The sequence below is a fragment of the Streptomyces cylindrosporus genome (assembly GCF_022698165.1).
In the GTDB taxonomy this organism is placed as follows: domain Bacteria; phylum Actinomycetota; class Actinomycetes; order Streptomycetales; family Streptomycetaceae; genus Streptomyces; species Streptomyces cylindrosporus.
Genome location: NZ_JALDAY010000003.1, coordinates 53,444 through 67,018 on the forward strand (window position 1 = coordinate 53,444; position 13,575 = coordinate 67,018).

Below are 13,575 nucleotides of genomic sequence, written 5' to 3' on the forward strand. Positions count from 1 at the left end.
CGCTAGCTCCCTCGGTAAACGGAGTAGCCGAACGGGTTGAGCAGCAGCGGTACGTGGTAGTGCTCCCCGGGCTTCACGGCGAAGGTGATCGCCACCTCCGGGAAGAACACGGCCGCACCGCTGTCCCGATTCGCGGGGGCGTCCTGCTGCGCATCGGCTTGCTTCTTCTCGAAATACGGCTCCACGGCGAAGTCGAGCCGTACGTGTGTGGTCCCCTCCGGCAGCGCCGGCAGGTCCTTGCACCGCCCGTCCGCGTCGGTCGCCGAGCCGCCGAGCGTCCGCCAGTCGGCGTCCCGGCCGCTGCGGGCGGAGAGCTCGACGGCGACTGCCTCGGCGGGGCGGCCGATGCTGGTGTCGAGGATGTGCGTCGACACCGAGGCGGTGGTGCTGGTGCTCATGCTGGTCTCAGTCCTCTTCGACGAGTCGGGCGAGCCGGATGCGGTTGATCTTGCCCAGCTCGGTGCGGACGATCTCCCGTTCCTGTTCCGGCGAGTTGCCGATCCGCTCCTTGACCGCGTCGCGCATCTGCTCGCCGGTCCGGCCGGTGGCGCAGATGAGGAAGACATGGCCGAACCGCTCCTGGTAGGCCAGGTTCAGTTCGAGCATCTCCGCCTTGAGCTCGTCCGCGGCACCGGCCATGCCCGCCTGTTCCCGGGCGGAGGTCGGGTCGCCCTCCTTGGGGCGGCCGATCGGCGGATGCCCGGCCATGGCCTCGTCGAGGTCCGCGGTGGTCAGCTCGGCCATGGCGGCGTCGCTGGCGGCGAAGAGGTCGTCGGCGGTGGCGTACGGGCGGGCGGCCAGCAGTCGCTTCGCCCAGGTCGCGGAGGCGCACGCCTCGTGGAGGGCGGCGTAGGCCGCGTGCTCCTCCAGGGCGTTGAACCGGGCCAGACCGGGGGACGCGGAAGTCGAAGTCACGGGAGTCAGCTAACGCCCCCACGCAACATCGAGTCAACACTTTGTTGAAAATTCGGGGTAACAAACCCGACGGCGCTCAGCTGTCCTTCTCACGGTTGAGGTAGTTGTAGACCGTGAACCGGCTGACGCCGAGCGCGCCCGCGACGGTCTCCACGCCGTGCCGCACGGCGAAGGCGCCACGGGCCTCCAGTATCCGTACGACCTCCTGCTTGGCCTTGCGGTCCAGCTCGGCCAGCGGCTTGCCCTGCTTGCGCTCCATGGCGGCCAGGATGTGATCGAGCGAGTCCGCGAGCTGCGGCAGCCGTACGGCGACCGCGTCGACGCCCTCCCAGGAGAGCACGACGTCGTCGGGTCCGGCCTCGTCCGGCGGCAGCATCTCCCCGCCCATGGCGTCGACCAGCGGTTTCACGGCCGTGATGAACGGCTCGTCCCCGGTGCCGGTCACTCGGCGCCCTCCCCGATCACGTTGACCTGCAGCGAGATCCGGGTGGCGCCGGCCTCCAGGGACTTGCGCAGCAGGGCGTCCACGGCGGTCAGGACCGCGTCGGCACCGCCCTCCACCGTGTTGCCGAAGGGGCCGACGTCCACCGCGTCCAGCTCGGCCGCCTCGACGACCTCGCGGGCGACCACGGCGTGCGCGGGTGCCTCGTCCAGGTCGAAGGGCTCGGTCGTGAACTCCACTCTCAATCGCACGCGCTCAACCTAACGCCCTGGACACGTTTTCGGGTGGCCGCACCGGTTACGGCTTGGTCTTGCGCAGAAAGGCGCGCAGTCGCCGCTCCGGCCAGGTGTTGATCACGTCCTCCGCGGTGAGCCAGCCGCGCCGGGCGGTGGCGATGCCGTAGCGCATGTTGGCCAGGTGCGGGACGGCGTGCGCGTCGCTGTTGACGGCGAACCGCACGCCGTGCCGTCGGGCCCGCAGGATGTCCTCGTCGCGCAGGTCGAGGCGGTCGGGGTGGGCGTTGACCTCCAGGGCCGTGCCGGTGCGGGCGCAGGCGGCGAAGACCGCGTCGAGGTCGGCGTCGATGCCGGGCCGTCTGCCGATGAGCCGGGTGGTGGGGTGGCCGATGATGTTGACGTACGGGTTCTCGCAGGCCCGCACGAGCCGGCGGGTCAGCGCCTCGCGCCCCTGGTTGAAGTGCGAGTGCACGGAGGCCACGCACAGGTCGAACCCGGCGAGGAACTCGTCCGGCCAGTCCACCCGCCCGTCGGGCCCGATGTTCAGCTCGGTCCCGTGCAGCAGCCGCAGCCCGCCGCGCCGGCCCCGGGTGGGGTACGTGCCGTCCAGCTCGCGCACCCGGGCCCGCTGGGCCAGCATCCGTTCGTCGGTCATGCGCTGCATGGCGAGGTCGGGCGCGTGGTCGGTGATCGCGTAGTAGGCGTAGCCGCGCGCGGCGGCCGCCTCGGCCATCTCCTCCAGCGGGGCGAGCCCGTCGGTGAGGTCGGTGTGGGTGTGCAGGTCGCCCCGCAGGTCGGCCTCGGTGACGAGGTCGGGCAGTGCGCCGCGCAGCCCCGCCTCGATCTCCCCGCGGTCCTCGCGCAGGGCGGGCGGGATCCACGGCAGACCGAGCCGCTCGTACACCTCCTCCTCGGTCTCGGAGACGATCTTGTCGCCGCTCTCGACGTCGAAGAGCCCGTACTCGGAGAGCTTGAGCTTCTGGTGCACGGCCCGCTCGCGGGTGCGGATGTTGTGGACCTTGCTGCCCGTGAAGTACTGGAGGGCGGCGCCCCAGGAGTCCGTCGGTACGACGCGCAGGTCGACGTTGAGGCCCTTGCCGGTGCGCACGGACGTCTTCTTGTCGCCGGTGCCGATCACCTCGGTGACGTACGGCAGCTCGGTGAACGCCCGCATGATCGGCGCGGGTTTCCGTGACGCGACGAGGATGTCGATGTCGCCGATGGTCTCGCGGCCCCGGCGCAGCGAGCCGGCGTAGGTGCACCGCTCGCAGCCGGGCACCGCGGAGAGCGCGGCCACGATGTCCTCGGCGAGGCCGGTCGCGACGTCGAGCCGGACGCGTCCGCCGGAGGACCGGAGCAGTTCGATGCCGTGGAGGATGTTCTCCTCGGTCTTCGGGCCGAAGCCCTTGAGGTCGCGCAGGCGCTCCTCGTGGATGGCGTCGGCGAGTTCGTCGACGGAGGAGATGCCCAGCTCCTCGTAGACCGCCATGGCCTTCTTCGGGCCGAGGGTGGGGATGGCGGTGAGCCGGCGCACCCCGGCGGGGATCCTCGCCCGCAGTTCCTCGACGGCGGAGACGCTGCCGCTGTCGACGTACTCGCGGACCTTCTGGGCGATGGACTTCCCGACGTTCGGGATCTCCTGGAGGCCCTTGAGGTCGAGCGTGGAGACATCGGCGTGATGGCCGCCGACCGCGCGTGCGGCCTTCTCGTAGACGCGTGCCCTGAACGCGTCTCCGCCGGTGATCGAGATGAGGTCCGCGTACTCCTGGAGCAGCGCGGCGACCTCGTCGTTGGACCGGGCCACCACCTCAGAGTACTTGACAGGGCTCCCGGACCACAGGCAGTCTTCCGTTAAGCAGAAATGAACTTCCGCAATACGGAATCACTCGACACGGAAGGGAGCGCGGCGGCCCATGGGATTCGCAGACCAGCGCTTCAACGTCAACCTGTCGATCCTCTTCACGGAACTCCCGCTCCTGGAGCGCCCCGCGGCCGCCGCCGCGGCGGGCTTCACCGCGGTCGAGCTGTGGTGGCCCTGGGTCGACTCCCCCACCCCCGAGCAGTCCGAACTCGACGCCCTGAAGCAGGCGATCGAGGACGCGGGCGTCCGGCTCACGGGCCTCAACTTCTACGCCGGACAGCTGCCGGGCCCGGATCGCGGCGCCCTGTCCATCCCCGGCGAGGAGTCGGAGAGGTTCCGCGCCAACATCGACGTGGCCGCCGACTTCGCCGCCGCCCTCGGCTGCGGGGCGCTCAACGCCCTGTACGGCAACCGCGTCGAGGGCGTGGACCCGGCCGAGCAGGACGCCCTCGCGCTGGAGAACCTGGTCCTCGCGGCCCGGGCGGCCGACCGGATCGGCGCGATCCTGCTGATCGAGGCGCTGAACAAGCCGGAGTCCCCGCTGTACCCGCTGGTGAGCGCACCCGCCGCGGTCGGCATCGTCGACAAGGTCAACGACGCGACAGGGCTGGGCAACGCCCGCTTCCTCATGGACCTCTACCACCTGTCCATGAACGGCGAGGACCTGCCGTCGGTGATCGACGAGTACGCCGCGAAGACCGGCCATGTGCAGATCGCCGACAACCCGGGCCGCGGCGCGCCGGGCACGGGCTCGCTCCCGCTGGAGGAGCTCCTCGACCAGCTGAAGAAGGCCGGTTACGACGGCTGGGTGGGCCTGGAGTACAAGCCGGGCGACCGCCCGAGCTCCGAGACCTTCGCCTGGCTGTCCCGCTGACCACCCTGTATTGAGAGGCACCCCCGCATGAGCGACAACCTTCCCAAGATCGCCTGGATAGGCCTCGGCATCATGGGCTCCCCCATGTCCGAGAACCTGATCAAGGCGGGTTACGACGTCACCGGCTTCACCTTGGAGCAGGACAAGCTGGACCGCCTGGCCGCCGCCGGCGGCACGGTGGCCGGGTCGATCGCCGAGGCGGTGCAGGCCGCCGACGTGATCATCACGATGGTGCCCGCGTCGCCGCAGGTCGAGGCCATTTCGTACGGCCCCGACGGCATCCTGGAGAACGCCCGGCCCGGCGCCCTGCTGATCGACATGTCCTCGATCACCCCGCAGACCTCGGTGGACCTCGCGAAGGCCGCCGCGGACAAGGGCATCCGTGTGCTGGACGCCCCCGTGTCCGGCGGTGAGGCCGGTGCCATCGAGGCCGTGCTGTCCATCATGGTCGGCGGTGAGCAGGCCGACTTCGACGCCGCGCGGCCGATCCTGGAGGCCCTCGGCAAGACCATCGTGCTGTGCGGTCCGCACGGCTCCGGACAGACCGTGAAGGCCGCCAACCAGCTGATCGTCGCCGTGAACATCCAGGCGTGCGCCGAGGCCGTGGTCTTCCTGGAGAAGTCCGGCGTGGACCTGAAGGCGGCCCTGGACGTCCTCAACGGCGGCCTCGCGGGCTCCACCGTGCTGACCCGCAAGAAGGACAACTTCCTGCAGCGCGACTTCAAGCCGGGCTTCCGTATCGACCTGCACCACAAGGACATGGGCATCGTCACCGACGCCGCCCGCAACGTCGGCGCGGCGCTGCCGGTCGGCGCGGTCGTCGCCCAGCTGGTCGCGTCGCTGCGCGCCCAGGGCGACGGCGGCCTGGACCACTCCGCCCTGCTGCGGGCCGTGGAGCGCCTCTCCGGCGCCCAGGTCTGACGCAGCACCCGGACTTCCGGGCCGCGGCGGCGCTGACATCTGTCCTGTCGCGCCCAGGCGCCGCCGCGGCCCGGATACCCACGCCCACTCCTTCAACTAACCGTTCACGTCTGGAAGATCACCATGTCGAAGCGCGTGCTCACGACCGAGTCCGGCGCCCCGGTCGCCGACAACCAGAACTCAGCCTCCGCCGGCGTCGGCGGCCCGCTCCTCCTCCAGGACCAGCACCTCCTGGAGAAGCTCGCCCGCTTCAACCGCGAGCGCATCCCGGAGCGCGTGGTGCACGCCCGCGGCAGCGGTGCCTACGGCCACTTCGAGGTGACGGACGACGTCACCGGCTTCACGTACGCCGACTTCCTGAGCACGGTCGGCAAGCGCACCGAGGTGTTCCTGCGCTTCTCGACGGTGGCCGACTCGCTGGGCGGCGCCGACGCGGTCCGCGACCCGCGCGGTTTCGCGGTCAAGTTCTATACGGAGGAGGGCAATTACGACCTCGTCGGGAACAACACGCCGGTGTTCTTCATCAAGGACCCGATCAAGTTCCCGGACTTCATCCACTCGCAGAAGCGCGACCCCTTCACGGGCCGTCAGGAGCCGGACAACGTCTGGGACTTCTGGGCCCACTCCCCCGAGGCCACGCACCAGGTGACCTGGCTGATGGGCGACCGCGGCATCCCGGCGTCGTACCGCCACATGAACGGTTACGGCTCGCACACCTACCAGTGGACGAACGCCGAGGGCGAGGCCTTCTTCGTCAAGTACCACTTCAAGACCAACCAGGGCGTACGGTCCCTGTCGTCCGAGCAGGCCGCCGAGCTCGCGGGCAAGGACCCGAACTCGCACCAGACGGACCTGCTGCAGGCGATCGAGCGGGGCGTGCACCCGTCCTGGACGCTGTACGTGCAGATCATGCCCGCAGCGGAGGCGGCGGAGTACCGCTTCAACCCCTTCGACCTGACCAAGGTGTGGCCGCACAAGGACTACCCGCTGCGGCGGGTGGGCCGCCTCGTCCTCGACCGCAATCCGGACAACGTGTTCGCCGAGGTCGAGCAGGCCGCGTTCTCCCCCAACAACTTCGTGCCCGGCATCGGTCCTTCGCCGGACAAGATGCTCCAGGGCCGCCTGTTCGCCTACGCGGACGCCCACCGCTACCGCCTGGGCGTCAACCACACCCTGCTCGCGGTGAACGCCCCCAGGGCGACGACCGCGCAGAACTACGGCCGCGACGGCTTCATGGCGGTCAACTCCCAGGGCCGCGGGGCGAAGAACTACGAGCCGAACTCCTACGACGGCCCGGTCGAGACGGGTCGCGCGCTGTCGGCCCCGCTGGCGGTGACCGGCTGGACCGGCACCCACGAGGCCCCGCAGCACACCAAGGACGACGACTTCTTCCAGGCGGGCGAGCTGTATCGCCTGATGTCCGAGGACGAGAGGTCCCGTCTGGTCGCCAACATCGCCGGCGGCCTCTCCCAGGTCTCCCGCGACGACGTGATCGAGAAGAACCTGTCCCACTTCCACGCCGCCGACCCGGAGTACGGCAAGCGCGTGGAGGAGGCGGTCCACGCCCTGCGCGAGGACTGACCCAGACGGCCCGCGACCATCGAACGGCCCGGATGAGGGGTGGCCGGTCGGCGGTCGCGGGCGAGGCGAGGACCGCGGCGGTGTGCGAGCCAGTGCGGTGGTGAAGGGCCGGGCCCTCCTTCTTCGACCTGAGGGAAGGAGCGCCCGGTTCCGTCGCCGCCGCCGCGGTCCCGGCCATCACGGAAGACATCACCAGAAGGCCTCACCGGGGCGGAAGGCGCCGGATGCGGACGGTCCCGCATCCGGCGCCTTTCGGTGTGCACGGGGTGCGTCCACGCCGCTTCCGCAGGACGCTGATGGCATGGCACATCCAACCGAGCATCCGCACATCGTGGTGCACTCGCCGGCCCTGGACGGCTCCCGGCGGGTCACGGACGGCGACAGGACCCTGGGCGTCGCCACGCACGTCGACGACGTCGGCGAGATCCTGCGCCTGGCCGACCTGTACGTCACCGACGTCGAGGGCAGCGACCTCATCGAGTGGCAGGGCGGCGGCCCGGACGACTGGCCCGGCCTCTCCGAGCATCACGAGCAACCGTGACGGCGTACTACGCGCGTACACCTGGGGACGTAGGATGTCTACGCAATCCTCAAATCCAGCTCTGAATCTGATTCAAGAGGCTTCAACCGCCCCCGGGGGCGGGCACATTCTCGTCACACGGGGCCCGCCGACACGGGGGCGGCGGGCCCCGCCGCACGGCACACGGAAGAGGGGCGGCCCGTCGGCGGGCCGCCCCTCTTCGTCTGTCTCGCGTGTCAGACCTTCAGCGTCCTGATCGAGGTCGGCGCGTGGCCCGGCTCGGTCGCGAGCTCCTCGAACTCGACGACGTCGGAGATGTCGTTCGTCGTCGACATGGCGATGTTGGTGACGCGCTCCAGGATCGCCTCGACGACCACCGGCACCTGGTGCTCGGCGGCGAGCTTCTTCGCCTGCTCCAGGGCCGCGCCCAGCTCGTTCGGGTCGGTCACGCGGATCGCCTTGCAGCCGAGGCCCTCGGCGACCTTGACGTGGTCGACGCCGTAGACGCCCAGCTCGGGCGAGTTGATGTTCTCGAACTCCAGCTTGACCTGGAAGTCGATGTCGAACGCCCGCTGCGCCTGGCGGATGAGGCCCAGGTAGGCGTTGTTGACGAGGACATGGACGTACGGGATCTTGTGCTGCGCGCCGACGGCCAGTTCCTCGATCATGAACTGGAAGTCGTAGTCGCCGGACAGGGCGACGACCTGCGCCTCCGGGTCGGCCTTGGCGACGCCGAGCGCGGCCGGGACGGTCCAGCCGAGAGGGCCCGCCTGGCCGCAGTTGATCCAGTGGCGCGGCCTGAAGACGTGCAGCATCTGGGCTCCGGCGATCTGCGAGAGGCCGATGGTGGAGACGTACCGGGTCTCCGGGCCGAAGGCCTTGTTCATCTCCTCGTAGACGCGCTGCGGCTTGATCGGGATGTCGTCGAAGTGGGTACGGCGCTGGAGGGTCGCCTTCTTCTCCTGCGCCGCGGCGGCCCAGGCGCTGCGGTCGGGCAGGCGGCCCGCCGCCCTCAACTCCCTTGCCACCTCGACGAAGAGCTCCAGCGCGGCCTTCGCGTCGGAGGCGATGCCGTAGTCCGGGGCGAAGATCTTGCCGATCTGGGTGGGCTCGACGTCGACGTGCACGAAGGTGCGGCCGGCCGTGTAGACGTCCAGCTTGCCGGTGTGGCGGTTGGCCCAGCGGTTGCCGATGCCGAGGACGAAGTCGGACTCCAGGAAGGTCGCGTTGCCGTAGCGGTGCGAGGTCTGCAGGCCGACCATGCCGGCATTCAGTTCGTGGTCGTCGGGGATCAGGCCCCAGCCCATCAGGGTCGGGACGACCGGGGTGCCGGTCAACTCGGCGAACTCGACGAGGAGTTCGGCCGCGTCGGCGTTGATGACACCGCCGCCGGCGACGATCAGCGGGCGCTCGGACGCGTTCAGCATCCCGATCGCCTTCTCGATCTGGGCGCGGCTCGCGGCCGGCTTGTAGACCGGGAGCGGCTCGTACGTCTCCGGGTCGAACTCGATCTCGGTGAGCTGGACGTCGATCGGCAGGTCGATGAGGACGGGGCCGGGACGGCCGGAACGCATCAGGTGGAAGGCCTGCTGGAAGACGCCGGGGACCTGCGCGGCCTCCAGGACGGTGACCGCCATCTTCGTGACCGGCTTGGCGATCGAGGCGATGTCGACGGCCTGGAAGTCCTCCTTGTGGATCACGGCGGTCGGGGCCTGGCCCGTGATGCACAGCATCGGGATCGAGTCGCCGATGGCGGAGTACAGGCCCGTGATCATGTCGGTGCCGGCCGGGCCGGAGGTGCCGATGCAGACGCCGATGTTGCCGGCCCTGGTGCGGGTGTAGCCCTCGGCCATGTGCGAGGCGCCCTCGACATGGCGGGCGAGGGTGTGGTTGATGCCGCCGGAGGCCTTGAGCGCCGCGTAGAAGGGGTTGATCGCCGCGCCCGGCACACCGAACGCGTCGCCGACACCTTCGCGCTTGAGGATCTCAACTGCCGCGCGGGCAGCGGTCATACGTGCCATCGAGTACTCCTGCCTCGGCTGTCGGATTCGCACGCCCGTCGCGCCCCGCGGTGAGCTCTTCCGTCTTCGACTTCCGCAAAGTTTCCGTATCGTGGAAACTAATTTCTACTATCTGGAAGCAATGTAGGTGGGTGAGGGAAGGCCGTCAAGAGACGGACAAGCGGGGGTCGGCTGGAGGACGATGTGGGCCATGTCCGAGAGCGTCCCGGTGCGCTGTCCGGCCTGCCGGCGCGAGCACCTGTACTCGGCGCCGTCGTATCCGTGCGTGTGCGGGGCGCCGGTCGCCCCGTCGCTGGACCGGCACGGGACGGCGACGGCCGTCACCCATCCCGTCTGGGAAGAGGACTGGATCACCCTGCGCTGCACGACCTGTGGCCGCCGGGCCCAGTGGCCCCGCCCGGAGCTGGGCTGTCCGTGCGGCACGCTGCTGCGGGTGCCGCTGGCGGGCCCGCCCCGCGCTCCCGGCCCCCGGGGCCGGCGCCCCCGCTTCCAGCCCGTCACCATCCGTACCGCGCGGGACGCGGTCACGGCCGCCGCGCTGTATCTGCGCTGGCTCGGCTTCAAGGACATCCGGCGGGCCGACCAGCGGCCGCCGTCGGGCATCGGCCTCGCCGCGCGCGGACTGCTGGCCCAGGTCGACCCGACGGTCCGCCCGGCCTCGTCACGGGACGTGGAGTGCCTGTGGCTGACCGCCATGACGGAGTCGGCGACCTGTGTCTACTTCTCCCTCGCGGGCTACGCCACCGACGCCCGCGTCCGCGCCGACAGCCTCGGCGTCCCGTTGTTCGTCCTGGACCTCACGGGGACGCCGCAGCCGGTGAACGGCCTCGCCGACGAAATGGACGCGAAGGGCACGTAAGCGGCTGCGGGACAGTGGGGGCTGGTCGCGCCGTTCCCCGCGCCCCTTACGGGGCGCTGTACTTCTCCCGGAGTTCGATCTTCCGCACCTTCCCCGACACCGTCATCGGAAAGGCCTCCAGGACCTGCATCCGGCTCGGCACCTTGTAGTGCGCCAGCCGTCCCTCGCAGAACGACCGCACCTCCTCCAGCGTCGGCGGGTCGGCCGGGTCGCGCGGGATGACGCAGGCCAGGACCTCCTCGCCGTACTTCTCGTGGGGTACGCCGACCACCTGGACGTCCGCGATCTTCGGGTGGCCGTAGAGGAACTCCTCGATCTCGCGCGGATAGATGTTCTCGCCGCCCCGGATGATCATGTCCTTGATCCGGCCGACGATCTCGACGTAGCCGTCGTCGCGCATCATCGCGAGGTCGCCGGTGTGCATCCAGCGGCCGGGGTCGACGGCCTCGGCGGTCTTCTCGGGCTCGTTCCAGTAGCCGAGCATCACGCTGTAGCCGCGGGTGCACAACTCGCCCGCCTCACCGCGGGGTTGGGTCACGCCCGTCGCCGGGTCGACGACCTTCACCTCGATGTGCGGCAGGACCCGGCCGACCGTCCCGGTGCGGTGTTCCAGGTCGTCCTCCATGCGCGTCTGCAGCGAGACCGGGGACGTCTCCGTCATGCCGTAGCAGATGGACACCTGCTCCATGTGCATCTCGGCGACCACCCGCTTCATCACCTCGACCGGACAGGGCGAGCCCGCCATGATGCCCGTGCGGAGGGACGTGAGGTCGTACGTCGCGAAGTCGGGGAGGTTCAACTCCGCGATGAACATGGTCGGGACGCCGTACAGGGACGTGCACCGCTCCTGCTGGACCGCCTCCAGCGTGGCCTTCGGGTCGAAGGACGGGGCCGGGATGACCATGCAGGCGCCGTGCGAGGTGGCCGCCAGGTTGCCCATCACCATGCCGAAGCAGTGGTAGAAGGGGACCGGGATGCAGATCCGGTCCTGCTCGGTATAGGCGATCAACTCCCCTACGAAATACCCGTTGTTGAGGATGTTGTGGTGGGAAAGCGTGGCCCCCTTCGGGAAGCCGGTCGTGCCCGAGGTGTACTGGATGTTGATGGGGTCGTCGCAGGACAGCGGCTCGTACGTGGCCTCGGGTGCCGCGCGTCCCAGCAGCGCCGCCCAGCTCGGGTCGCCGATGTAGACGGTCTCCCTCAACTCCGGGCACCTGCCCCGCACTTCCTCGACCATCGCCCGGTAGTCGCTGGTCTTGTGGCTGAGGGAGGCGAAGAGCAGCGAGACCCCGGCCTGGTTCAGGACGTACTCGACCTCGTGGGTGCGGTAGGCCGGGTTGATGTTCACCATGATCGCGCCGATGCGCGCGGTCGCGTACTGGACCAGCACCCACTCCGGGCAGTTGACCGCCCAGATGCCGACCCGGTCCCCCTTGGCGACCCCGCTCGCGACCAGCGCCCGCGCCAACTCGTCGACGTCCGCACCGAATTGGGCGTACGTCCAGCGCCTCCCCGACGGCACGTCGACGAGCGCCTCGCGCTCCGGCCAGGTCGCGACGGCCCGGTCGAGGTTGGCCCCGATGGTGTCCCCGAGCAGGACGGTCCCGCTCGTCCCGTGGGTGTACGACAGTCCGGTCACCGGAAGTCCTCCTCGCGGTACTCGTCGGCCGAACCCGCGGCCGTGGCCTCGCGCAGCTCGATCCGGCGGATCTTGCCGGAGACGGTCTTGGGCAGCGCGCCGAACTCCAGCCGGCGGATGCGCTTGTACGGCGCCAGGATCTCGCGGGAGTGCTCGAACAGCACCTTCGCGGTGTCGGGGCCCGGCTGCCAGCCCTCGGCGAGCACGATGTACGCCTTGGGCACGGCCAGCCGCAGCTCGTCCGGCGCGGGCACGACAGCGGCCTCGGCCACCGCCTCGTGCTCCAGCAGGGCGCTCTCCAGCTCGAACGGGGAGATCTTGTAGTCGCTGGCCTTGAACACGTCGTCGGCCCGCCCGACGTACGTGATGTAGCCGTCCTCGTCCCGCGCGCCGATGTCGCCCGTGCGGTAGTAGCCGCCGGCCATCGCCTCCGCCGTACGGTCCGGGTCGCCGTGGTAGCCGGTCATCAGGCCGACCGGCCGTGCGGACAGGTCGAGTGCGATCTCGCCCTCGGCAGCGCCGGGCGCGCCCGTCACCGGGTCGAGGAGCTCGACCTTGTACCCGGGGCTGGGCCGCCCCATCGAGCCGGTCTTCAGCGCCTGGCCCGGGCTGTTGGCGACCTGCACGGCCGTCTCCGTCTGCCCGAAGCCGTCCCGGATCGTGACGCCCCAGGCCCGCCGCACCTGCTCGATGACCTCAGGGTTCAGCGGCTCCCCGGCCGCCACCGCCTCGCGCGGCCTGGCCCCCAGCTGGGTCAGGTCGGCCTGGATGAGCATCCGCCACACGGTCGGCGGCGCGCAGAACGTCGTAACCCCGGCACGGTCCATCTCGGCCATCAGCCGGCCCGCGTCGAAGCGCGTGTAGTTGTGGATGAAGACGGTCGCCTCCGCGTTCCACGGCGCGAAGAGGTTGGACCAGGCGTGCTTGGCCCAGCCGGGCGAGGAGATGTTGAGGTGCACGTCACCGGGCTTGAGACCGACCCAGTACATCGTCGCCAGATGGCCGATCGGGTACGAGGTGTGGGTGTGCTCGACCAGCTTGGGGCGGGCGGTGGTGCCCGAGGTGAAGTACAGCATCAGCGGGTCGTCGGCGAGGGTGGGGCCGTCGGGCAGGAACTCGGCGGGGGCGACGTACGCGTCCTCGTACGGCTCCCAGCCCTCCTCCGGCAGACCGCCCACGGAGATCCGGGTGTAGGCGCCGGGGACGTCGTCGAACTTCGCGGTGTCCCCGGCCCGTACGATCACGTGCTTCACGCGCCCCCGGTCGACCCGGTCGCGCAGGTCGGCGGGGCCGAGCAGTGGGGTGGCCGGGATGACCACGGCGCGCAGCTTCATCGCCGCGAGGGCCGTCTCCCACAGCTCGGCCTGGTTGCCGAGCATGACGAGGATGCGGTCCTCGGCCGCCACGCCCCGGTCGCGCAGCCAGTTGGCCACTCGGTCCGAGCGCTCGGCCATCTCGGCGAAGGAGACCCGGACCTCGCTGCCGTCCTCCTCGACGATGTGCAGGGCGGTCCGGTCGTTGCCGTCGGCGATGACGTCGAACCAGTCGAGCGCCCAGTTGAAGTGCTCGGGGCGCGGCCAGGCGAAACCCTCGTACGCCTTCGCGTAGTCCTCGCGGTGCTCCAGCAGGAAGTCCCGGGCCCTGCGGAAGTCCTCCGTCGCCGTCGTCATCGTGTGTCCTCCTCGTACCGGACCATTGCCGGGCGG

At 70.2% G+C, this 13,575-nt stretch carries 13 protein-coding genes; 5 read left to right on the plus strand and 8 right to left on the minus strand.

Translation table 11 applies throughout. The annotated features are described in order from the left end of the window. Positions 1-2: 2 nt before the first annotated feature. The 5 genes from uraH to polX all read right to left on the minus strand — a co-directional run bounded on the left by uraH (position 3) and on the right by polX (position 3,397). A complete protein-coding gene (gene uraH, locus MQP27_RS09575) occupies positions 3-398 on the minus strand; it encodes a hydroxyisourate hydrolase (protein ID WP_242763810.1) in 396 nt (131 codons plus the stop codon). Positions 399-405: 7 nt separating this feature from the next. Continuing rightward, on the minus strand, positions 406-915 hold the full coding sequence (gene uraD, locus MQP27_RS09580; RefSeq protein WP_242763812.1) for a 2-oxo-4-hydroxy-4-carboxy-5-ureidoimidazoline decarboxylase: 510 nt from the start codon (positions 913-915) through the stop codon (positions 406-408). A gap of 76 nt (positions 916-991) precedes the next feature. After that, positions 992-1,360, minus strand: a complete 369-nt coding sequence (locus tag MQP27_RS09585) for a helix-turn-helix domain-containing protein (RefSeq protein ID WP_242763815.1) — start codon at positions 1,358-1,360, stop codon at positions 992-994. After that, entirely contained in the window at positions 1,357-1,608 is a 252-nt protein-coding gene (locus MQP27_RS09590; RefSeq protein WP_242763817.1) for a thiamine-binding protein, read from the minus strand. The genes MQP27_RS09585 and MQP27_RS09590 overlap by 4 nt, the downstream gene beginning before the upstream one ends. Before the next feature lie 46 nt (positions 1,609-1,654). Beyond that, positions 1,655-3,397: a DNA polymerase/3'-5' exonuclease PolX gene (polX, locus tag MQP27_RS09595; RefSeq protein ID WP_242763821.1), complete on the minus strand. Its 1,743-nt coding sequence runs from the start codon at positions 3,395-3,397 to the stop codon at positions 1,655-1,657. 109 nt (positions 3,398-3,506) lie between these two features. Between polX and MQP27_RS09600 the strand changes: the two genes are divergently transcribed. From MQP27_RS09600 to MQP27_RS09615, 4 genes are all read left to right on the plus strand, one after another. Next, entirely contained in the window at positions 3,507-4,328 is an 822-nt protein-coding gene (locus MQP27_RS09600; protein WP_242763823.1) for a TIM barrel protein, read from the plus strand. Positions 4,329-4,355: 27 nt separating this feature from the next. Then, entirely contained in the window at positions 4,356-5,249 is an 894-nt protein-coding gene (locus MQP27_RS09605; protein ID WP_242763825.1) for a 2-hydroxy-3-oxopropionate reductase, read from the plus strand. Between the two features lie 123 nt (positions 5,250-5,372). Continuing rightward, positions 5,373-6,830 (plus strand): catalase, encoded by a 1,458-nt coding sequence (locus tag MQP27_RS09610; protein WP_242763828.1) that lies wholly within the window; start codon positions 5,373-5,375, stop codon positions 6,828-6,830. Between the two features lie 301 nt (positions 6,831-7,131). Further along, entirely contained in the window at positions 7,132-7,371 is a 240-nt protein-coding gene (locus MQP27_RS09615) for a hypothetical protein (RefSeq protein WP_242763830.1), read from the plus strand. A gap of 215 nt (positions 7,372-7,586) precedes the next feature. Here the strand turns inward: MQP27_RS09615 and gcl are convergent, their stop codons facing one another. Then, positions 7,587-9,371: a glyoxylate carboligase gene (gcl, locus tag MQP27_RS09620; RefSeq protein WP_242763832.1), complete on the minus strand. Its 1,785-nt coding sequence runs from the start codon at positions 9,369-9,371 to the stop codon at positions 7,587-7,589. A gap of 181 nt (positions 9,372-9,552) precedes the next feature. On the opposite strand from gcl, the gene MQP27_RS09625 reads away from it, so the two are divergent. After that, the gene (locus MQP27_RS09625) at positions 9,553-10,230 is read left to right on the plus strand and encodes a hypothetical protein (RefSeq protein WP_242763835.1); all 678 of its coding nucleotides are present in this window, start codon (positions 9,553-9,555) and stop codon (positions 10,228-10,230) included. A gap of 46 nt (positions 10,231-10,276) precedes the next feature. Here the strand turns inward: MQP27_RS09625 and MQP27_RS09630 are convergent, their stop codons facing one another. After that, positions 10,277-11,869, minus strand: a complete 1,593-nt coding sequence (locus MQP27_RS09630) for an AMP-binding protein (protein WP_242763837.1) — start codon at positions 11,867-11,869, stop codon at positions 10,277-10,279. Beyond that, positions 11,866-13,539, minus strand: a complete 1,674-nt coding sequence (locus MQP27_RS09635) for an AMP-binding protein (RefSeq protein WP_242763839.1) — start codon at positions 13,537-13,539, stop codon at positions 11,866-11,868. Before MQP27_RS09635 ends, MQP27_RS09630 begins: the two co-directional genes overlap by 4 nt. Between the last annotated feature and the right edge of the window lie 36 nt (positions 13,540-13,575).